Below are 19,896 nucleotides of genomic sequence, written 5' to 3' on the forward strand. Positions count from 1 at the left end.
AAGGCAAGGTTGCCTCCTCCTCAGGTCGACGAACCGAGAGATACCAAAGCCGCGTGGGCACTTCTGATCCTCTCGATCTCCGACGAGTAGAACTCCGCCGCCCGCGCTGCCGCCTCGGCGAAATTCGCCGGGTCCGCCTTGAACTGGTCGCTCAGGTAGGCGTAGAGCACAGCGCTGCTCACATTGACGACGAAGTCAGCAGGTAGGTCAGTACTGAACGCGCCCTCGACCGCTCTCTCAAGGTCGCCTCCTTGCGCACCGACACCAGGGATAAGGAACGGCAGTTGTGGTGCAATCTTGCGAACCTGCGCCAACTCCTCCGGATAGGTCGCCCCGACCACTAGACCACAGTTGCCGGTACCATTCCACCCAGTGGCAACCTTGTGAGCTACCACCTGATAGAGTGGCACGATCTGCTGACCAGGTATCTTCTGCTCGACTCCTGAAATCAGAGAATCCCCGGTGAGAATGCAGGGTAGGTCCTGGAATTCGGGCGCTCCTGGGTTGGTTGTGCGGCAGAGCACGTAGAAGCCACGGTCATCGCAGTCTGTAAAGACTTGTCCCGCGCCCTTCCACCCCAGGTAGTTGTGGAGAGTAACGGCATCGAAACCGAGCTGGCCGAAGAGGGCTTCGACGTAGGCCCTGTTGGTATTGCCGATGTCGCCACGTTTGGCGTCGCCGATAATTGGCATCTCTGAATCGAGGCGGTGAATCTCGTCGATAACAGACTTCAGCGTTGGCCAACCAGATTCTCCGAGGGCCTCGAAGAAGGCGACGTTGACCTTGAAGACTGCTGCGTGACGAACAGTCGCACGGACGATCCTGAGACAGAAGTCGCCAACACTGACTCCCTCAGGGATCTTCTTCGTGTCAGGATCAACCCCAACACAGAGACGTTTGCCAACCTCCGCTTTGGCTGCCAGTTTCTGAAGATAACTACTCACTGTCTTCCAAACTCCTACTAGCCGCTTACGCAGCTGCCTACCGATCAACTATTCAGTTGTCGTGTTCACAAAGGATTATACAAACAGACTATGAGATAAAAAAGAGGGGAAATTTGTTTAAATGGCGGGCCCGACCGGGTTCGAACCGGCGATCTCCTCTTCGACAGAGAGGCATGTTAACCGCTACACCACGGGCCCACTAAGTTAAATGGCAAAACTTTCTTAAACTTTTAACGAACGGGCGAGCTCTTCACTGGTGCAGAGTGCGAAACGAGCTACACCAGAGGCCCTTGCAAGGTGCCTAGTTTAACAAATCGTCAACCGTCAGTCAATTTACCTAGTTGACAAGGTCTTGAATTTTATGTTTACTAAAAGACAGCACGAAAGAACAGAAGTTTGTTTTTGCCCACGGTCCTTTTTCTGCCAAGTCAGCCCAACTTAAATTTTAACTATTCTCGGAGGTATTAAAACGTATGGATTTGATGAAGTTTTTTAAGGAAAGACAGTCTGCTTTAGCTTCAGGTCTGGCCGCAATTATCATTATCGTGGTTGGGATTTTTCTCTTCAATGCTAATACAGGCAAAATCACGGACAAAGAAAAAACTCCGGAAACAACCAGTACCAAAACTGAAAACAAATCAAACTCAAACCAAGAAGGAAACCGAGATGGGAAAGGCAAAAAAACTGTCACTTATCATGTCAATTCTGGCGACAGTCTTTCTTCTATTGCCAAGAGTTTCTACGGTGACGGTAACAAATGGACTCTCCTCGCCAAGACCAACAAACTAGCCAATCCAAGTGTAATTCACGTGGGAAATGTTTTGACTATCCCCAGCGCTTCAGCAGCAATAGCAGCAGTGCCACAAACCTACACCGTGGTCCGCGGTGACAATCTTTGGGATCTGGCAAGCCGCTTCTATGGAAGTGGTTACCAATGGTTCAAGATTCGCGATGCCAACAAAGACAAGGTTGGGACCCTAGCCAACGGTCGACCTCTGATCACACCCGGTCTGGCTCTGAAAATTCCCGCTAACTGATATTCTAGTTGAAGCTAGAAGCAAAAAGCTGTAAACTTGTTAGAGACTTTTAATCTAGCGAGGCTAGTTCAGCGTCTGCGGGAGTAGTTCAGCGGTAGGCTAGTCTAAAGACTGGTCCTACCGCTTCCTACTCACGCAAACCTTGTCTGCGGGAGTAGTTCAGCGGTAGAATGCTTCCTTCCCAAGGAAGAGGTCGCCGGTTCGAATCCGGTCTCCCGCTCCAAGGCTCCTTGATCAAAATGAAAGAATCTGCTCAAACTGAAATAGTGATCTTAGGAGGCGGCTTTGGCGGTGTGATCACTGCCAAATACTTACTGCGCAAACTTCTTTCTGGCTTTCACATTACCTTAGTGGACAAACACGAATATCAGGATTTCCACGCTGATCTTTATGAAGTTGCTAGTTCCTGGATCGAGGAAGACCATCGTGGCAAACACGATTATCACGATATAGTTGGAACTGTCAGCTTACCTTACAAGGACATTTTCTCTGACAACAAAAATATCACAACCTTGGCTGATGAAGTAGTTGAAATTGACTTAAAGAGACGGAAAGTTAAACTCTCTTCGGAGAAAATTCTTGACTATAATTATTTAGTAGTGGCTCTTGGTTCGGAATCGAATTTTTTTGGAATCCCAAACCTAGAGGAACATTCCTTTGCCCTCAAATCAGTCGATGATGCCATGAATCTTCGTAACGAGATCGAAGAAAGGTTTTTTGATCCCAACCCCGAACTTAATATTCTCATCGGTGGTGGGGGTTTTACTGGAGTTGAACTGGCAGCAGAACTGACCAATTTTATTGGTAAAATCTGCAAAAATAAGAACCTGCCTCAAACCGGTGTCACAATCACTATTCTTGAGGCAACTGAGGGCCTTCTCGGAGGTGCAGAAGACTGGTCGAAAAAACTAACTCAAAAGCGTCTGGAAAAACTTGGTGTCAAGGTCAGGCTAAATTCACCAATTAAAAACGTAACAAAAACCCATGTGGAACTTGCTAACCAAGAAAAGCTTAGTTACGACATTCTGGTTTGGACTGCCGGAGTGAAGGGAAATCACATTTTAGCCAAAACCGAAGGCTTTGAGATCACAAAAATGGGTTCAATTGTGGTTGATAAGTATCTGAAAGCAAAAAATCTCGACAATGTTTTCGCTCTCGGGGATGCAGCAACTTATTTTGAAGAAAACAGCAAACCTGCTCCCCCAACTGCCCAAAAGGCAATCCACGAGGGCAAACTAGTTGCCAGCAACTTAGCAAACCAACTTCTTGATTACCCACTACTGCCTTACAAAAGCAAAAAACCTACTTTTATGATTCCTTTGGGTGGGAAATACGCACTTGGAAAAATCGGTCCGGTGAAATTCACAGGTTTGGCTGGTTGGATCGTCCGAGAACTCATTGCTTTACGCTATTTTTCTACTATCTTACCTTTCTCAGTAGCCTTTGACCTTTGGCTTGATGGCGTCCGGGTCTTTGAACGTAATGACAGCTAAGGTATAATGTTCCCACTTAAAAACCTAATTTAACTGTGATATTATCCCGATGTAGGAACCTGAGATTCAGAACCCTGCGTCGTCAACTCTTGCCGATGTAGCTCAGTGGTAGAGCAACGCTTTCGTAAAGCGTGGGTCAGAGGTTCAAATCCTCTCATCGGCTCCAAGGCTCAAATGAAGAAAAGAAGTGCCATTCCTCAATACACCTATCGTCAGTCCTCCAAGGCTGAAGAAAAAATCATTTATCAACGCATTGCCCTAGTTTGCGCCGCTACTCTAGTAATTCTTTTGATTATTTACTTCTGGGGACTGAGTTTTATTAATGTCTTGAGTTTACTTGGAGGTAGTGGTAGTACCTCTACAACTGAGTCGAAGACGAACAATCAGTTTGTCGTTCCCCTCCACAAACCAGAATTTAACCCTTTGCAATCCCCTACCAATACTCAAAAAATTGACGTCACCGGTACCACAACTCCGGATGCCCAACTCAGCATCAGTATCAACGGAAAAGAGTTGGGAGAAACACAAACAGCCGACAAAAGTGGCTACTTTAAATTTTCCTCTGTTTCACTCCGAGATGGCATCAACCAAATCAAGGTAACTGCCACTGATTCAAGCGCTACTGTAGAAAGCGCAAGTATCAATGTTGTACTAGACACAACTGCTCCCAATCTTTCAATTGGCAAACCGGCAAACAACGAGAGCTTTGATGAGGGGACGAAAACAGTCACGGTCTCAGGAACCACCTCTGATCCTGATGGTCTGGTTTATATAAACTCTATTCAAGCAATTCTAAACCCAAAAACAGGTAATTTTAGCTACAAGCTAGCTGTGACAACCGGACAAAATCAGATTGAAATAAAAGCTTCTGATGCAGCGGGAAATAGTGTTACTCAAAAAAGAACGATCACTGTCCAGAGTTCAACTTCTACCCCGACGGGCTACTACGAGCCTTAGTCAAGAAAACCCCAAAGGCCAAAAGCAACCAAAACTGGGCTGAAAGATCGTTCTTAAAAAAAGGTACATCTACCAAACCGTGGGTGTAGATGACCACAAAGCTTGCACAGAGAAAAATCCGCAAGAAAACCCCTTCCCTATATCTAAGAAGCTCAAAAACCAGAAGCAAAGTGACCCACAAAAAGGCCAGCAAACCAACCAAACCAATCTGAGTCCAAAAATTTAGGAAAATATTGTGAGGATACTCATTTTTCTCTCGATTACAAGTAGCATATTTCGGATACTCAAGGCGGAAAGCATCTAAGCCACTGCCTTGTAGGGGTCTGTCAGCCAATAATTTCTTAGTCCCGTCCCAAAAACACAATCTTGATTCGACAGAATTTCGTATTTTTCCTTCCGGCAAAAGGAGGTTTAAGTTTAAAAAGAAAGTCGCGATGCCAACAAACAAGAAAACTGTGACCGCCAAATAAATTTTAGGAAAGCGGTTTTTGCGAAAAATTGCTTTCCCGAAAATCCAATAGAGAAATAGGAACAAGCCGGCAAGCGGCAGCGCCAACAAAGCTCCTCTTGATCCTGAAACCCAAATACCCAGAAAAAGGTTCGGCACAATGATGAGGAGCACTTTCCAAAGTGACGACTTGTGAAACCTCTTAAACTCAAGAAAAAACCAACCTACAGTCAAGGGAACAAGCGGCCCGACAAACAAGCCCACTGCGTTCGAAGTGGTGTAAACTGCGCTGACACGATCGCGCAGCAGCTCTTGAGGAGCAAAAGGGTTGGACTGGCTTAGCCACTGCCAAACCGAAAGCCCCGCAACCCAAGTCGCGGCCAAAACCAAACCCAAAAGAAAAAGCCGAAACTTCTTGGTCAAGAGGAGATAATCAAGGCTGACCAGATAGAGAAAAAAACCTTCAAGAAAGTAGGCTTTAAATACCCCCAAACCGCCTCGTAAATCAGCTGAAATCAGCGCTCCAACCAAAGCTGACAAGAGGAAGACCCCGAGAGGCAGAAATATAGGCCCTTGAAGCCTCTGTAAGAGCTTCTGCCAACTGTCGGTTCCGGCAGACATCTCTTTGTACTTCCAAACGATCCAAGAAACGAAGGTGGCCAAAATAAAAACTTCCAACAAAGTAAAAGGTAGTGGAGAAAAAGTCTGACAAAAATCAAAGTTTTTGCACCGCACGATGTAGAGCGGCAAAGAAAGTGAGGTAAAAAATAAAAGCCACTTAGTTGTCTTCATTGGCGGATTTAAAGAAGGTTGTTAAAAAAACCACCATCAAAAGCAAAATGATCAACTCGGTCACACCAGTCAGTACTGCAGCAGTATTATAGCCAAATTTTGGGACAAAATAATAATTGGCTACAAAATTAAAAAGAGCCGCAAAACCGTAAATTAGCGGCAACAACTTTTCTTTTTTGAGAATGATAAACAATCCAAAGCCTAGGCTAGTGACAAAAAATAGAGGTAGTGATAGAGCCAAAATTCGAAACGACACAACTGCCTCTGGGTAGTTACCGAAAATAGGGATGAGATAGCCTGCAGAAAGATAGCTAACTAAAAGTGCAAGTACCCCAAGCCCCAAAACTGACCAGAATATTTTTGTAGCTAAATTTTTCAGATTGTGCTGATCCTGCTTGGTTCTTTCAATCAAAACAGGAAAAACAGAGTTTATGACAAAACTTGGAAAAGAAATGACAAAGTCAAAAATCCGGTAGGCCAAACCGTAAATCGCCACGGCATCTTTTCCATTTTGCCCCAATGTAGGCTGATAACTAGCCAAAGCGACAACTTGTTTATCAATGTTGGCTGTGATTTGAGAAAACAAAGCCGACAAACCAAGAGGCCAAGAAATCATTAGGAGCGATTTCCAGTAGTTGGTTTCAAATCTTAAACCGGGCCGAACGTAGCTTCTCACCAACACCAAAGCGACAAGTGCTTTGACTAGATTGGCTAGCAAATAAATCACAATAATCAAAAAGACACTGGCCTGAACAATTGCCAAAAATCCGACCAAAGTAAGCAAAAATATGTTGCCAAGAAAGTCAGCTAAAACAGAATAATCAAAGCGCCGAAAAGCCTGAAAAATGGCGTTAGTAGAAAAAGACACACTCTGCGCCAAAACTACAAAAATTCCGATAATAATCCCAAGCTTCACGGCTGAGCCGTGACTAGTGAAAGAAAGACCCGCCAAAGCAATAAAAACAGCTATCAAGGCCAAACCGAGGCGCAAAGACAAAAGATTTTCGAAGCTTGACTGCCTTTTCTCTGGGTTTTCGATTATTTCTCGAACGAAAATACTGTTGAGGCCAAAATCGGCAACTAGCGTAAAGATTGAGATGTAGGAGGTGATTGTCACATAATCAGCCCAGGTACTTCTACCCAACTGTCTGGTCAGCAAAACAACAACTGCTAAATTGAGCAGACCCGCCAACAAACGCCCACTCGCTTGGACAAAAGTGTCGTAGGCGATTTTTAGAGGTAACTTCATTTGAAGGATTTTAGCAAAAAATTGATAATCAATCAAAAGGACTTTTAAACGAAAAAAGGGCGAAAATTACTACATAATTGCTTGTTTTAGATAGAAGAAATCTAGCAGAAGACCTATAACAAGTGCTAAAAGGTCACTACTTCTTGTCAGGCTTTATATTGGTGGACGTGAGAGGTCTCGAACCTCTGACCTTTCGGATGTGAACCGAACGCTCTGACCACTGAGCTACACGTCCAATCAAAATTGGGCAGCTGTAAACGAAACGTCTGCTTCTAAAAAACCCTTCTCAAAAGAGCAGAACTGCTTTCTCATTTACAACTTCACTAAATAGCCAAGTCAAGGCCAATTTTAGCAAACTCGTGCTTGCATAGCAATGTGAGAACCCCTATACTAAAATTCTATCTATGCAAGAATCAAAAGCCTCATTCTGGGGTTATTTTGTTGACGTAATCGAAACTGTTGTGGTTGCGGCGGCCATTTTCGTCATCATCTATCTTTTCCTTCTCCAACCCCACCAGGTCAAGGGTGCCTCAATGGAACCCAACTTTCATGATGGAGAGTACATCCTTACTGACAAAATCACTTACCGCTTTAGTGATCCAAAAAGAGGCGATGTCATCATCTTCAAATCTCCAACCAACACGGATTTGGATTTTATAAAAAGAATCATTGCTCTTCCAGGAGAAAAAATCGAACTCAGAGACGGGCGCATAATGATTTACAACAAAGACCATCCGGATGGTTTTACTCTTGATGAAACCTATCAAACAACCAAACCAACCAAAACCGAAAAAGATGGCTTCCTCAAAGAAGGGGTTCCCACTGAAGTGCAGACGGGTAGTTATATCGTCTTTGGTGACAATCGCCTGGAAAGCTACGACTCAAGAAGTTGGGGTCAAGTTCCAAAGGGAAATATTATCGGCAAAGCTTGGCTGCGCTACTGGCCTTTGAACAAGTTGAGTTTTGTTAAACACGTGAATTACTAATCTTGCCTGATTAGTTTCTGATAGACTTGGTTCAACTCTTCGTCGTTTTTGAAAAAAAGAAGAACTCGACCACCCCGAGAGGAACGCAAAAGTTTAGTTTTGAGCCCGGTCGTAGAAGAAATTTCCTCTTCCATCTTCGCAACTTCAGGGCTGTGTTGATACTCTCGCCTCGTTCGCGGCTTGATATCTGCGCTGGATTTCATCCTCCGAACCATTTCTTCAGTAGCTCGAACTCCCAGGCTTTCTCTGAGAATTTCCTTATACGCCGTGATCATCAAGTTTATATCTTCTAAACCCAAAACTGCCTTTGCATGACCTTCAGTGATTGCACTGGAGAGAATTCCATCTTTGATCGCATCCGGCAAATCTAGTAATCTAAGTGTATTTGAAATATAAGGACCGCTTTTTCCGACTCTCTGACCAATTTCAGTTGCAGTCAGACCAAATTCCTCAATCAGTCTTTGGTAGGCTTGAGCTCTTTCCATGGGGTTGAGATCAACTCTTTGGACATTTTCGACAATTGCCATCTCGAGCATACCCTGTGGGGTTGTTTCTTTGATAATGACCGGAACTGTATTTATTCCAGCTAGTTTGGAAGCCCGCCAGCGCCTTTCACCGGCAATAATCTGGTACCCCGCCGGGGTTTTGGCTACAATGATTGGTTCGAGTAAACCATGCTCGCGAATTGATTCGGCTAGTTCGACTAGACTGTCAGGTGAGATTTGTCCTCTGGGTTGGAGTGGGTTTGGTTGTAGAGAGTCAACTTCTATGTGGACTGCATCTGCGGAAATAACTTCTTCAGGCATTTTTTCCCCTTTCGAAAGATATTTTTAAAGAAAAGTGAAGTTTAGCGAACTTCAACAACAGCTTTACCGAGTTTCGTTTTGATTTGAACAGAACCGTCGGTCTTGGCAAAAAGTGTGTGGTCTCGGCCAACACCTACGCCTACACCTCCATGAAACTTGCTTCCTCGTTGTCGAACGATGATTTGTCCGGTTTTGATTGCGGAACCACCGGAAATTTTGAAACCAAGTCTTTTTCCGGCAACGTTTCCTTTTTGTTTAGCTTTTGAACCACCGGCTTTTTTGTGTGCCATAACTTAAAAACAACCTCAGCTTTCTATAAATTTCTAGTTTTTAAGATACATCGCGCGCATAATAAATTTTTGGTTTTTTCGAAAACGATTTTAGCGCGATATAATTCTTATTTACCCTTCTGGTCGATATAACTTTCCTTTCCTAATTTTATCTCTTCAATTTTAATTGTGGTTTGATCCTGACGGTGCCCAGCCCGACGATGCTGACCAGTTTTTGCTTTGTAAGTAAAGATTTTTACTTTCTTGGCTTTTCCGTGCTCAAGGACGGTACCAACAACACTAGCTTCAACCAGGGGTTGGCCGATTTTGACTTTGTCTTCCTCGACTAGAAGTAAAACTTGATCAAGATCGATTTTTTTATTTTCCTCACCAATTTTGGCAGCAACACTGATAGAGTCGCCCTCTGCGACTCTGAATTGTTTGCCACCAACTTTTATTACTGCGTATTTCATTTTTGCTACAGGACTCTAAAAACTCGGTGCAGAGCACGCTTGTCTGGCCATAATAATATAGGCTCCTTTCCACAATGTCAACTAGCGCTCTTTGTATCAACGCTGCTGCCGGGAAACAACTAAGACAGACTCGACTAAACCAAGCATTGCAAAAACCGAAACGAGAGAACTTCCTCCGAAAGAGACTAGTGGCAAAGTAATTCCGGTGATCGGCAGCAAGCCGAGATTCATGCCAACGTTGATAAAAAGCTGAGTCATAAGGGTGACTACCACACCAACGATTATTAAAGATCCTTCCGTTTGGTGGAGGTGGGTCAGACTAGATAAGAGACGGTGGATCAAAAAGGCAAAGAGGCCAAGCAAGAGAAGTACCCCCAAAAAACCTAGCTCCTCAGCCATAGTCGCAAAAATAAAATCAGTTTTTTGTTCAGGCAAGAAATTTAAGTGGCTTTGGGTACCTCGTCCCAAGCCCCGACCAAACAACTGACCACTCCCAACTGCGATAATTGCCTGAACTAAGTTGTAACCCCGTCCCAAAGGATCAGAGGTCGGGTTCAGGAAACTTTCCAATCTTGATTTTTGATAATCCTTAAGAAATTGCCAAACCAAGGGAAAACTAATTAAAGGCAGTAAAATGACAGTAAAAATAAAGAAGAAATTTGCCCCCGAAACAAAGACAAGGGCAAACCAGATGAAACCAAGAATGGCAGCGCTCCCCAAATCTGGCTGATTAAAAATTAGTGCTAGCGGCAGCAAAACCACAAATAAGGAAATGAGAAAATAGCGCAGGCGTTGGGGCGGGTAACGAGTGAAAAGATAACTTAGGAAAAGAATCATGATTGGCTTGGCAAACTCAGAAGCTTGAATTGTGACAAATTTGAGGTCAATCCAACGTACCGAACCTCGCGTTTCAACCCCGATCAGATAAGTAACCAGTAGCAAGACAAGCAAAAAAAGGTAGAGAAAAAAAGAGTAGCGAACAAAAACTCGATAGTCCGAAAGAGCGAAAAAGAAAAAGACTCCTAAACCGATCAAAGCGTAAATCAATTGTCGAGTGAAGTAACTCCAATCAGTTCCGGTTTGACTCACTGAGGTACTGAAAATCATCAACAAACTCAAGGAAACCAAAAGAAGAGCCGGGAGTAGAATCAACCAATCGATTTTCAACAGAGATTTTAGCATTGGGAGTATTTTAGCAACAGCAAAAGGGAGTTAGAAGCCCACAGTCGGTAAAGATCATGGGCTTCTCCTCCTCTCCAGTTCGACCTTGTTTTAAGACACTGCTAGCGGCAGTCTCTGTATCCAATCGATGTCCGGGTGGCAAACTTCAGAACCGGCCGGTCCTTTGTAGAGAATCCGCTTCCAAACTTCCTCGAACGGCAATTTGAGAAGGAAGCAGTAACCGGCTATCGGTCCAATCAGAAGATCACAGTTGCAGACTGAGTCGATGAGTTCGATTGCCTCTGGGTCGTAGCGTCCCTTCCAAGCCATACGACAGAGCCAGACGCTGGCTGCGATTGGGTCAGGGAAGAGAGGGACCTGAAGACCCCTGTGTCCGAGTAGAACTACCCCCAAACCTTGGTAGAGTTCTTCCTCGCTATCAGCGAGGAAAACCGTCACCGGGGCTTCGTACTGTGCTAGGTCTCCTCCCACATCACTCTGGTCCTTGTCTAAGAAACGCGCCACTTGACCTCCCCACACGATTTGTTCTGGTTGGATTATACAGAAAAGAGGCAAGCTAGTCTTTTTTGATAGAAATTTCTGAACCTTGAAGCAACTCTTTGGCCAGAGTTTGTTGTTTGATAAAGTCTTCAAATTCGGCTGGCCAGTTCGGGAGAGTCACTGTAACCAAAGCGTTTAATTGCGTACCAGCCGCTTTTCGGGCGTCTTGAATCTGGCGAATGAGATCGCGGACTTCACCCTCTGTTTTTAGCTCAGGGGTAATGGCTGTGTCCAAAGTAACCTCGCTTTCCTTTAGCTTGGGATCGCTAACTACTTGTTTAACGTTAACCTCACCGCAAATCAACTTTTCAATTTCTTCACCAAGTTTTTCTCCACCGTAGCTCAATTTTGCCAACGGTTGTCTGACCTTGATGTTTTCTGCTTTTCTGGCAGCGTGTGCCAAACTTGCAATCTCCAGTGCTCTGGCCATTTCCTTTTCAAGATCTTTGTCAGCTTTGTAACCCATTTCCGGCCAGGGAGTGAGATGAACAGATTCTTGCCCAGTTAAATCCTTGAACATTGCTTCTGTCATGAACGGAATCATTGGAGAAAGAACTTTTGTATAAGCAACAAGGATATAAAATAGCGTTTCATAAGCATCATTTTTGTCTTTGCCCTCCGGAGCTGTCGGACCAACTCGATCACGGATGCGGCGGACGTACCAATTTGAAAGTTGATTCACAACAAAATCTTCGGCTTCGGCAACCGCAGCATCTGGTTGATACTTCTCCAAGGACTCCTGAATCTTCTCAACGCTTCCTGTAAGTTTCGACAAAATCCATTTATCAAGAACACTCTCCGGGTCAAAACCCTCCTCACTCGGCTCCCATTTATCCAGTGAGGCGTAATTCATAAAGAAAGCGAAAACGTTCCAAAAGCGAATGTGAAAATAGCGCCGGATCTCATCAGCCACGTGATAGCCAAAATTGACGTTGTTTTCAGGATTAGTGCGCAGATAGAGCCAGCGCATGACGTCAACTCCCATTTTTTCCGCTGCCTCATCAAACCAAATCGCGTTTCCCTTACTCTTGTGCATTCCCTCACCTTTTTCGTCACGAACCGATCCGTGTCCTAGCAAAGTCTTGAACGGGGCTATATTTTCCAATGCAGTGGATAGGGCTATTAACGAGTAAAACCAGTTCTTAAATTGCCCAGCAAATTCCTCAGTAATAAAATCAGCTGGAAACCATTCTTCCCAGTGTTTTTTGTCAGTGAAATAATTCAAGGTTGAAAAAGGCACGATTCCCGCGTCCAGCCAAGGGTTCCCTACATCTGGGATTCGTGAGCTAAGCTGACCGCATTTTGTACATTTAATTTTCACTTGGTCGATCCAGGGTCGATGGGGACTATTGCCCTCAAACTCTCGCCAACCCTCAACTACTTTTTCTTTCAACTCTTCTTTAGAGCCAATGACATCGAAATTTCCACATTCGGCACATTCCCAGATTGGCAAGGCGAGACCCCAATAACGTTTCTTGCTTATTAACCAGTCGTGCAAGTTGTTGAGCCAATCAAGCTCGCGCTCATAGCCCCATTTCGGAATCCAGTTGATGTCTTTGATCACCCCCTTCATCATCTCGCGATAAGTTTTCTTCGTCTTGGGATCATCACGATCAACGGCAATGTACCACTCGTCCACTACCCGCCAGACCAACTCCGTCTTGCAGCGCCAACAAGTCGGATAACGGTGTTTGTAGTTCTCTGTCTTGAAAAGAAATTTCCCGCCCTCCTTCTTTTCGAGATACTCGATAATTAATTCTGGGTGTTTCTTTGCATTCTGACCAGAGAACTCTCCGAGTCCTTCAATATAGCTTGCATCTTCTTCAATAAGAGGTATTAGCAACTCTGGATAAGCCTTAAGATTCATCAAAATCTTAAAGTCCTCGGTTCCAGCACCTGGAGCAATATGAACCAAACCTGTTCCCTCTTCTTCTGTAACTAAATCTGGTGCATCAATAACATGATGGAAAATTCTTGCTGTTTCTTCTTCCTTTGACTTACTCTTTACCTTTGAAACTATTGGTAATTCTTCAAAAGGCCACTCATATTGGTGTCCTCCTGAGCTTAATTTATCGCCACCTAAACCAGAATCTACGACCTTTGCATCTTTTCCAAAAACCCTTTCAACCGCAGAGCTCATTACCCAATAACCATCTTCATTAATTTCAACCAAAGAATATTCTTTTTCTGGATGGACAGCCAAAAAGACATTACCCGGAATTGTCCATGGAGTTGTTGTCCACGCCAACAAGTATTGCTTTATTTTTCTGTCGCCCTTAATTGAGATCGGTTGGAATTCTCCACCTGTAAGTATGGGTGCTCTGACAAAGACTGATTTGTGAACTACTTCTTTATACTCCTCAGTCAAAATTTCGTGTTGAGAAATGGCGGTTCCGCAACGCGGACACCAGGGAACAGAATCGCGACCTTTGTAGAGCCAGCCTTTGTCGTGAACGGTTTTCAGATAATGCCAGATAGAATAGTTGTTTTCGTCAGAAGAGGTATGGTAAGAATGCTCCCAGTCCATGAAATAACCCAAACGCTCGCTTTGTTCTGTCTGGACCGCGGCGTATTTTTTGACCCGTTCCTTGCAGAGGTTAACAAACTTCGCGATTGAGTCAAAGACACTGCCAGGAACTAGGTTTTCTATGTCTTTCTTGGTGTGTAGCTCAAGCTCTTTTTCGACCTCAACCTCAACCCAAAGCCCCTGCTCATCAAAACCGTTTTGAAATCTTTGCCTTTTCCCAAGCATATTGTGGAAACGCTGCCAGAGATCCTTGTAGGTTCTGCCCCAAGCGTGGTGGACCCCCATTGGATTGTTGGCGGTGATGGGTCCGTCAATGAAGGAAAAGGTTTCTTTCGAATCTTTGTTTCTTTCGAGATATTTTTTTAGGATTTTGTTCTTTTCCCAATAGTTGGCTATCTTTCTTTCCAACTCTGGAAAATCGACCTGGCTGTTTACTTGCTTAAACATGTGGCTAGAATTAAACCAAAAAATCGCTCTTCTTACAAGCGATTTTTGGCTCTAGTTAGTTTTAGGTAAATAATTCCTGCCCCAAAACTGGGGCGTCGGGTAGCTGAACTGCTACCAAGACTAGCCTTCCTCTGGTTGGTTCTTACGTGCCCTTGCCTGTCCACCTTTACGACCAATCTTGGAGTAGAAAGCTTGACCGTGTTTGATGCGAACTGTCTCGCCACCTTTTTCACCTATCTTTGAGAAAAAATCAGGGCCATAGGTGTCTTTTGTCGATTGCCCACCCTTTCTACCAATCTCTGAGTAAAAAGAAGGGCCATACTTATTCTTGACTGCCAAACCACCCCGGCGGCCTGCCTCCTCGGTTGTGATTGCCATCTAACTTTCACCCCCTTTCAAGAGATAAGTTATAGTGGTTTTATCCAAATACCTTACATTAATGATGTAACATATTGTTGAATCTCTGTCAAGGTCTTGCTTAGAAGCATTCTTAACTTTCTGAAAGCTGCCCTTGCAGCAATGGATTTCTTTAGTGTAGTATGTAGAGCAAGTCATGGATACCGCTGAGACGAAACCAATTTTCACTCTCTCCGTCGCTGCCGAAATATTAGGAGTCCACCCTCGAACCCTGATGATTTATGAAAATGAGGGTCTGGCAATTCCGGCGAGGACGAAAACAAATCGTCGCCGCTACAGCCAGAAAGACCTGCGTAGTTTGCAATTTATCCGCTTTCTTACCAATAAAAAAGGTGTCAATCTTGCTGGTGTAAAGGCAATACTGCAAATGATCAAACTCGGAAGTGAAAAGGGTCTCGATCTGCAGAAAAAAATCTTCCCCGATTTTGTTGAATCCAAAACTCTTTTCTGATCACACCGCTTGCTTGTTGATTTCTAAATTCAATAGTGATAGTCTCACTGTAGTGTTTAGTTAGCTCAATATTCTAAAGAAATAATAATTATTCCACAGAACTCCCGTAAGCCCTCGCGGGAGTTCTTTCGTTAATTTACTTTTTTAAAGACGCTTTGATGAACGAACTAAAAAGTGGATGAGCCTTCAAAGGTCTACTTTGGAATTCGGGGTGGAACTGTGTTCCCACAAAAAAGGAATGATCGGCTAGCTCAACGATCTCAACTAGCTTTCCGTTAACACTCGTACCTGCAACTAGTAAGCCGACCTCCTCAAGATCTTCTCGATAAGCGTTGTTAAACTCATAACGATGACGGTGACGCTCACGGATTAGCTCAGATCCGTAAGCACGACGGGTGATTGTTCCGGCCCGAAGTTTACAGGGATAGGAACCAAGCCTCATTGTTCCTCCGTATTCCCGACCGATGAGCAGTTTTTCCTGCTCCGGCATGATGTGGATCACTGGATCAGGGGTTTTCGGATCAACCTCGGCGGTATGGGCTTTCTCAAGTTTGAGTAAGTGCCGCGCCACTTCGATTGTGGCCATATGCATTCCGTAACAAAGACCAAGGTAGGGGGTCTTCCTTTCGCGGGCAAATTGAACTGCTCGGATCATCCCTTCTACTCCCCGCCCACCAAAACCGCCAGGAACGCAAATACCGTCCATATTCGCGAGAACTTTTTCAGAATCTTTCTTTTCTAGCTCATCGCTATCGATCCAATTTAACTTAACTTTTACTCCGTTTTCCCAACCGGCGTGTTTCATCGCCTCAATCACCGAAACATAGACATCAGAAAGTTGGAAGTCTCCGGTAGCAAAATATTTTCCCACCACCCCAATGTTGACTTCCTTTTTTAATTTGTGAATCGAATCAAGCAGGCTGCCCCATTCCTTCAAATCTTTTTTGCTTGTACCTAGACCAAATTTTTCCAAAATACGATCGCCCATATGTTGTGATTGTAGGGTCAAGGGAACTTGATAAATCGTCGAAACATCTGGATTGGAAATGACATCCTCGGGCGCCACGTTGCAAAACAAGGCCAATCTTTCCTTGCGGCGTCGATCTATGGGCAGCTCGGAACGGCCAACAACAATATCTGGTTGTATTCCTAGTGCATTCAGAGCTCGTACTGACATCTGGACTGGTTTACTCTTCATCTCGCCCAAATGGCTGGGGATTGGTAAATAGGCGACGTGAATTTGAAGAATATCCTTTGGGTGCTTGAGGCGCATGATACGAGAAGCTTCAAAAAAGAGTGTGTTCTGATACTCTCCGACGGTTCCTCCGAGCTCAACGAGGACTATATCAGCTTCTCGAACCTTTCCGGCAGCATAGAGGCGACGAATGATTTCGTCAGTCACATGAGGAATAGCTTCGACATCCTCACCATCATACTCAAAGGCTCGCTCTTTGCGCAGCACTTCTTGATAGACCTGGCCGGTGGTGATGTAATTGGCCCGAGTAAGAGAGGTACCGAGAAACCTTTCGTAGTGACCCAAGTCCTGATCAGTTTCAATCCCATCGTCGGTAACAAAAACTTCACCATGCTCTTGCGGTCGAATCGTTCCGGCATCAACATTCAAATACATATCGATTTTGACCGGAGAAACCTTGTAGCCCTTGGACTGGAGAATCAAGGCTAAAGAAGCGGTGGTGATACCCTTCCCAATTCCGGAAATCACACCACCAGAAACAAAGATGAATTTCGTAGTTTTTGCCATTAAACGTCATTCTCAGCTTAACTGAGAATCTTCTCTAAAGATCCTCGTTTTCACGAGGATGACAAGTTGTAATTCTAGGTCTGGGAGACTTAACTCACAAAAATGCCCCTTCTGGTTTTCGGGGAAAACTTTTGGGGCCCACCATTATCTTAACAAACAGCAAGCAAGCGGTGTCAAGATGTTAAAGCGCTTCAATCTTCAACTACCAAGCTCTGAAGTAGTTCTTTCGCGGCTTTATACTCTAATGAATTCACAAACTCTTGTTTTGAAATTGTTTCTTTAAAGCTCATCTCAAAGCTAAAGTTAACCGGACCAGTAGGATCTTTCGTTTTCAACGGTATTACATTATCCAACACACACGACCATTCTTTTGAGCTAGCTAAATAACTAGTTTTGACTTGGTTTTCGGAAGAACTTCCAGTAAACCGCAGGTAAAGGTTTTGATTGTTCACCTTGATTTTTTCGCTGCTTACAATAAGGTTAGCGGGTGGTTTGGTATCCTCTGGACAAGCACCACCAATTCCTCCTGGAATTTCTGAAATTTCAATCAGAAATCCATTTGACCCAGTAATAGTATAATAATGCCCAGAATTTTCGTTTTTCGAGTCGTCTTCTTTTAACAACCAAGTTTCTGGAGCCTTAAAGGTTAACATATGTGTTTTTCCTTTTTTAGTTGAGTGATCAAAAAGACTGTCGTAGAGCTTTATTATTCTTTCAACTGTCTTGGTAGAAGGAAGTATCTTCTCAGCTGAAGAACTAGCTTGCTTAGCGCTATTGGAAGCGGTGTTGATCGGAGTGTTGGTTGTATTGGGATTTTTGGATTGCTGGTCGAGGTAGTACCAAGCCCCAGCTACAACCAAAGCAAGGATAATAGCTACGGCTACAACTGCCAGAGTAACTCGTTTCAAACTAAAACTGCTCGTTGCTTTTAAAGGGGATTGAATCAGCGTTGCCATAAAAATTTTCAGATTCAGCTAAAACTAATGAGCTGAACTGGTAGCTGGCTGAGCACTTTTTGAAGCTGAGTTTGTCGCTTGTTTGATGGAAGCACCTTTGTCTTCTTGGTTGACCACGTTCCAGGTGTACCAGAAAAGTGCTCCACCGATCAAAGCAGCGATGACCGCAATGACAGCGGTCGTGATCAGTGTCTTTTTGAGATCAAGCTTTTTTGAAGAAGCCGTTTGTGGCGGAGAAGTTGGCGACGGAGTGGTAATTTCTTCAGGCATTGGCTTTATTATCTAAAATATAGAGGTTTGTGTCAAGCTTACTGAGTTTCGAGAGCTTGAATTCTCTCTTCGTGTCCTTGCAGTCTTTCATCGTAGCGATTGACAGCATTATTCAAAGTTCTTTCAATTCGATTCAAAATCTCTTCCATTCTATCTGTATCGTCCTTAAGTGCAACAACTGGAAGAATATTTTCCTCTACAACTTCTCCTACCAACTTAACTAATTCTTTTTTGTCTTGTGTGTTCATTTTGACTTAAAGCTAGTATCGTAAATACTCTTACTTTCACCAATATATTTCCTTTTCCAATTACTCATTACCCTTTTTATTTCGTCCTCAAGCATCTTCTTCAATTTTTCACGTTCTGGAATACTCATGGGAACTTATTTAACTAAAAAAGGTACTTTCTGTCAATTAAGAAATTTTGCTAGAGGATTACTTTCTAAAATTGTCATGCTGAACTAGGTTCAGCATCTAGATCCTGAACTGAATTCAGGACGACCTTTCTTACCTTTGTCTCATAAATGCCGGGATATATACTTTGCTGTGCAAAGACTGCATTCCCTCTCTACCTAAAAAATTAAGTTGTTTTAATTGGGAATAGTGGGCAAAAAAAGTTTACCTCTGCCTCATGAAAGCCGGAATGTATACTTTTTCTGGCGAAAAAGACTGCATTCCTTTTGAGCGTTAACGTCCAGTTAACTTGTCAGCTAATATAAAGGGGGTAGTTTAGCGTTGTCTCATAAATGCCGGAATGTAAACCTCGCTTCGCGACGACTGCATACTGCTTTTATCGCTGACGCATAAAAGCAGGTATGTCGAAGGCGTCTTCCTCTTCTGTCTCCCCACTAGAAGACTCGGGTACATCGGGAAGGGCCTCAACTGCCTCACGAGAAACTGCGGCGCGAGCTTTGTCTTCAGAAAAACCAGTCGCGATGACGGTAATTTTTACCTGATCGACGAGATTTTCATCAATGGCTGCTCCAAAAATGATATTGGCATCGGCATCCGCAGCAGCGGAAATGATCTTGGCCGCCTCATCGACTTCAAACATGGAGATGTCAGCTCCACCGGTGACATTGAAAAGCACTCCTTTGGCTCCTTCGATCGAAACTTCAAGCAAAGGAGAGGCGATCGCTGCCCGTGCTGCTGAAGCAGCGCGGCCCTCACCGGTACCGTAGCCAATTCCCATCAGAGCACTTCCAGCGTTGGTCATGATGCTGCGAACATCAGCAAAGTCGACGTTGATCAGACCAGGCATGACGATGATGTCGGAAATACCTTGAACTCCCTGACCAAGAACTGAATCGGCAACTTTGAAAGCTTCAATCAAACTCATTTTTTTATCAACCACATCGAGCAACCTTTGGTTGGGAATGACGATCATAGTATCAACTTTGTCTTTGAGACCATCAACCCCTTCTTCGGCTACTTCCCAACGGTGCGCTCCTTCGAAAGTAAAGGGTTTAGTTACGACTGCAACTGTCAGGGCCCCACTTTTGCGAGCGATATCAGCAACGATTGGGGCAGCACCAGTACCAGTACCACCACCCATTCCGGCAGTGACAAAGACCATATCGGCATCACTGACAACTTCGGAAAGCTTTTCGGCTGACTCTTCAGCAGCTTTTTTCCCAATATCCGGATCTCCTCCCGAACCAAGACCGCGAGTCAATTGCTCTCCAATTTGGACTTTGGTCGGAGCTTGGCAAGTTAGCAGTGCCTGAGCATCAGTATTAACACCAATAAAATCGACACCTTGAATTTGTTGAAGAGTGATCATAGAGTTGAGGGCGTTGGTTCCAGCTCCGCCAACACCAATGACCTTAATTTTTGCAAAACGGTTTACTTCCGGTTTTATGAGCATGGTTGAAACCTGAAATTAATTGTC

Annotated in this window: 20 protein-coding genes and 4 tRNA genes; 7 read left to right on the forward strand and 17 right to left on the reverse strand. The window is 44.2% G+C overall.

Annotated features, from left to right (window positions below; all coding sequences use genetic code 11):
* Positions 1-20 precede the first annotated feature (20 nt).
* Both pyrF and Q8P13_03745 read right to left on the reverse strand, forming a co-directional pair.
* Positions 21-944, reverse strand: coding sequence for an orotidine-5'-phosphate decarboxylase (gene pyrF, locus Q8P13_03740; GenBank protein ID MDP2671539.1), 924 nt, complete (start codon positions 942-944; stop codon positions 21-23).
* A 122-nt stretch (positions 945-1,066) separates the two neighbouring features.
* Positions 1,067-1,142: transfer RNA gene (locus tag Q8P13_03745), tRNA-Asp, on the reverse strand.
* A 284-nt stretch (positions 1,143-1,426) separates the two neighbouring features.
* Here Q8P13_03745 and Q8P13_03750 point away from each other — a divergent pair.
* The 5 genes from Q8P13_03750 to Q8P13_03770 all read left to right on the forward strand — a co-directional run bounded on the left by Q8P13_03750 (position 1,427) and on the right by Q8P13_03770 (position 4,431).
* Positions 1,427-1,981, forward strand: a complete 555-nt coding sequence (locus tag Q8P13_03750) for a LysM peptidoglycan-binding domain-containing protein (protein MDP2671540.1) — start codon at positions 1,427-1,429, stop codon at positions 1,979-1,981.
* Positions 1,982-2,129: 148 nt separating this feature from the next.
* Positions 2,130-2,204 (forward strand) — tRNA-Gly (locus tag Q8P13_03755).
* A gap of 16 nt (positions 2,205-2,220) precedes the next feature.
* Positions 2,221-3,474 carry an NAD(P)/FAD-dependent oxidoreductase gene (locus Q8P13_03760; GenBank protein ID MDP2671541.1) on the forward strand — a complete coding sequence of 418 codons (1,254 nt, stop codon included), beginning with the start codon at positions 2,221-2,223 and terminating at the stop codon, positions 3,472-3,474.
* 91 nt (positions 3,475-3,565) lie between these two features.
* Positions 3,566-3,640 (forward strand) — tRNA-Thr (locus Q8P13_03765).
* 8 nt (positions 3,641-3,648) lie between these two features.
* Positions 3,649-4,431 carry a hypothetical protein gene (locus Q8P13_03770; GenBank protein MDP2671542.1) on the forward strand — a complete coding sequence of 261 codons (783 nt, stop codon included), beginning with the start codon at positions 3,649-3,651 and terminating at the stop codon, positions 4,429-4,431.
* On the opposite strand, the gene Q8P13_03775 is transcribed toward Q8P13_03770, so the two are convergent.
* The 3 genes from Q8P13_03775 to Q8P13_03785 all read right to left on the reverse strand — a co-directional run bounded on the left by Q8P13_03775 (position 4,403) and on the right by Q8P13_03785 (position 7,155).
* Entirely contained in the window at positions 4,403-5,671 is a 1,269-nt protein-coding gene (locus tag Q8P13_03775; protein MDP2671543.1) for an O-antigen ligase family protein, read from the reverse strand. The two genes, Q8P13_03770 and Q8P13_03775, sit on opposite strands and share 29 nt — an antisense overlap.
* The gene (locus tag Q8P13_03780; GenBank protein MDP2671544.1) at positions 5,658-6,920 is read right to left on the reverse strand and encodes an oligosaccharide flippase family protein; all 1,263 of its coding nucleotides are present in this window, start codon (positions 6,918-6,920) and stop codon (positions 5,658-5,660) included. The genes Q8P13_03775 and Q8P13_03780 overlap by 14 nt, the downstream gene beginning before the upstream one ends.
* A gap of 159 nt (positions 6,921-7,079) precedes the next feature.
* Positions 7,080-7,155: transfer RNA gene (locus tag Q8P13_03785), tRNA-Val, on the reverse strand.
* 169 nt (positions 7,156-7,324) lie between these two features.
* Here Q8P13_03785 and lepB point away from each other — a divergent pair.
* Complete coding sequence (gene lepB / locus Q8P13_03790) at positions 7,325-7,906, forward strand: signal peptidase I (protein MDP2671545.1); 582 nt, start codon at positions 7,325-7,327, stop codon at positions 7,904-7,906.
* Here the strand turns inward: lepB and Q8P13_03795 are convergent.
* The 7 genes from Q8P13_03795 to Q8P13_03825 all read right to left on the reverse strand — a co-directional run bounded on the left by Q8P13_03795 (position 7,903) and on the right by Q8P13_03825 (position 14,528).
* Positions 7,903-8,712, reverse strand: a complete 810-nt coding sequence (locus Q8P13_03795) for a ParB/RepB/Spo0J family partition protein (GenBank protein ID MDP2671546.1) — start codon at positions 8,710-8,712, stop codon at positions 7,903-7,905. The two genes, lepB and Q8P13_03795, sit on opposite strands and share 4 nt — an antisense overlap.
* A gap of 41 nt (positions 8,713-8,753) precedes the next feature.
* Positions 8,754-9,002, reverse strand: a complete 249-nt coding sequence (locus Q8P13_03800; protein ID MDP2671547.1) for a 50S ribosomal protein L27 — start codon at positions 9,000-9,002, stop codon at positions 8,754-8,756.
* Positions 9,003-9,109: 107 nt separating this feature from the next.
* Positions 9,110-9,454 (reverse strand): 50S ribosomal protein L21, encoded by a 345-nt coding sequence (gene rplU, locus Q8P13_03805; GenBank protein MDP2671548.1) that lies wholly within the window; start codon positions 9,452-9,454, stop codon positions 9,110-9,112.
* A 96-nt stretch (positions 9,455-9,550) separates the two neighbouring features.
* A complete protein-coding gene (gene rodA / locus Q8P13_03810; GenBank protein MDP2671549.1) occupies positions 9,551-10,636 on the reverse strand; it encodes a rod shape-determining protein RodA in 1,086 nt (361 codons plus the stop codon).
* Between the two features lie 90 nt (positions 10,637-10,726).
* The gene (locus Q8P13_03815) at positions 10,727-11,191 is read right to left on the reverse strand and encodes a hypothetical protein (GenBank protein MDP2671550.1); all 465 of its coding nucleotides are present in this window, start codon (positions 11,189-11,191) and stop codon (positions 10,727-10,729) included.
* A 1-nt stretch (position 11,192) separates the two neighbouring features.
* A complete protein-coding gene (gene ileS / locus Q8P13_03820) occupies positions 11,193-14,150 on the reverse strand; it encodes an isoleucine--tRNA ligase (GenBank protein ID MDP2671551.1) in 2,958 nt (985 codons plus the stop codon).
* Between the two features lie 120 nt (positions 14,151-14,270).
* The gene (locus Q8P13_03825) at positions 14,271-14,528 is read right to left on the reverse strand and encodes a KGG domain-containing protein (GenBank protein ID MDP2671552.1); all 258 of its coding nucleotides are present in this window, start codon (positions 14,526-14,528) and stop codon (positions 14,271-14,273) included.
* A 175-nt stretch (positions 14,529-14,703) separates the two neighbouring features.
* Here Q8P13_03825 and Q8P13_03830 point away from each other — a divergent pair, with 175 nt between their 5' ends.
* Positions 14,704-15,018, forward strand: a complete 315-nt coding sequence (locus tag Q8P13_03830) for a MerR family transcriptional regulator (protein ID MDP2671553.1) — start codon at positions 14,704-14,706, stop codon at positions 15,016-15,018.
* A gap of 136 nt (positions 15,019-15,154) precedes the next feature.
* On the opposite strand, the gene Q8P13_03835 is transcribed toward Q8P13_03830, so the two are convergent.
* From Q8P13_03835 to ftsZ, 5 genes are all read right to left on the reverse strand, one after another.
* Entirely contained in the window at positions 15,155-16,780 is a 1,626-nt protein-coding gene (locus Q8P13_03835) for a CTP synthase (protein MDP2671554.1), read from the reverse strand.
* Between the two features lie 191 nt (positions 16,781-16,971).
* Entirely contained in the window at positions 16,972-17,736 is a 765-nt protein-coding gene (locus tag Q8P13_03840) for a hypothetical protein (GenBank protein ID MDP2671555.1), read from the reverse strand.
* A 24-nt stretch (positions 17,737-17,760) separates the two neighbouring features.
* Complete coding sequence (locus Q8P13_03845) at positions 17,761-18,006, reverse strand: hypothetical protein (protein ID MDP2671556.1); 246 nt, start codon at positions 18,004-18,006, stop codon at positions 17,761-17,763.
* 38 nt (positions 18,007-18,044) lie between these two features.
* Positions 18,045-18,254 (reverse strand): hypothetical protein, encoded by a 210-nt coding sequence (locus Q8P13_03850; protein MDP2671557.1) that lies wholly within the window; start codon positions 18,252-18,254, stop codon positions 18,045-18,047.
* A gap of 541 nt (positions 18,255-18,795) precedes the next feature.
* Positions 18,796-19,872 carry a cell division protein FtsZ gene (gene ftsZ / locus Q8P13_03855; protein MDP2671558.1) on the reverse strand — a complete coding sequence of 359 codons (1,077 nt, stop codon included), beginning with the start codon at positions 19,870-19,872 and terminating at the stop codon, positions 18,796-18,798.
* Between the last annotated feature and the right edge of the window lie 24 nt (positions 19,873-19,896).

This window comes from bacterium, assembly GCA_030704665.1.
Classification (GTDB): domain Bacteria; phylum Patescibacteriota; class Microgenomatia; order Woykebacterales; family RBG-16-39-9b; genus JAUYID01.

Coding starts and splice junctions, on each gene's coding strand:
- Q8P13_03835 (MDP2671554.1), bottom strand. CDS start 16,780: ATGGCAAAAACTACGAAATTCATCTTTGTTTCTGGTGGTGTGATTTCC.
- ftsZ (MDP2671558.1), bottom strand. CDS start 19,872: ATGCTCATAAAACCGGAAGTAAACCGTTTTGCAAAAATTAAGGTCATT.
- lepB (MDP2671545.1), top strand. CDS start 7,325: ATGCAAGAATCAAAAGCCTCATTCTGGGGTTATTTTGTTGACGTAATC.
- Q8P13_03775 (MDP2671543.1), bottom strand. CDS start 5,671: ATGAAGACAACTAAGTGGCTTTTATTTTTTACCTCACTTTCTTTGCCG.
- rplU (MDP2671548.1), bottom strand. CDS start 9,454: ATGAAATACGCAGTAATAAAAGTTGGTGGCAAACAATTCAGAGTCGCA.
- ileS (MDP2671551.1), bottom strand. CDS start 14,150: ATGTTTAAGCAAGTAAACAGCCAGGTCGATTTTCCAGAGTTGGAAAGA.
- Q8P13_03770 (MDP2671542.1), top strand. CDS start 3,649: ATGAAGAAAAGAAGTGCCATTCCTCAATACACCTATCGTCAGTCCTCC.
- rodA (MDP2671549.1), bottom strand. CDS start 10,636: ATGCTAAAATCTCTGTTGAAAATCGATTGGTTGATTCTACTCCCGGCT.
- Q8P13_03825 (MDP2671552.1), bottom strand. CDS start 14,528: ATGGCAATCACAACCGAGGAGGCAGGCCGCCGGGGTGGTTTGGCAGTC.
- Q8P13_03800 (MDP2671547.1), bottom strand. CDS start 9,002: ATGGCACACAAAAAAGCCGGTGGTTCAAAAGCTAAACAAAAAGGAAAC.
- Q8P13_03845 (MDP2671556.1), bottom strand. CDS start 18,006: ATGCCTGAAGAAATTACCACTCCGTCGCCAACTTCTCCGCCACAAACG.
- Q8P13_03780 (MDP2671544.1), bottom strand. CDS start 6,920: ATGAAGTTACCTCTAAAAATCGCCTACGACACTTTTGTCCAAGCGAGT.
- Q8P13_03760 (MDP2671541.1), top strand. CDS start 2,221: ATGAAAGAATCTGCTCAAACTGAAATAGTGATCTTAGGAGGCGGCTTT.
- Q8P13_03850 (MDP2671557.1), bottom strand. CDS start 18,254: ATGAACACACAAGACAAAAAAGAATTAGTTAAGTTGGTAGGAGAAGTT.
- Q8P13_03830 (MDP2671553.1), top strand. CDS start 14,704: ATGGATACCGCTGAGACGAAACCAATTTTCACTCTCTCCGTCGCTGCC.
- Q8P13_03795 (MDP2671546.1), bottom strand. CDS start 8,712: ATGCCTGAAGAAGTTATTTCCGCAGATGCAGTCCACATAGAAGTTGAC.
- Q8P13_03840 (MDP2671555.1), bottom strand. CDS start 17,736: ATGGCAACGCTGATTCAATCCCCTTTAAAAGCAACGAGCAGTTTTAGT.
- Q8P13_03750 (MDP2671540.1), top strand. CDS start 1,427: ATGAAGTTTTTTAAGGAAAGACAGTCTGCTTTAGCTTCAGGTCTGGCC.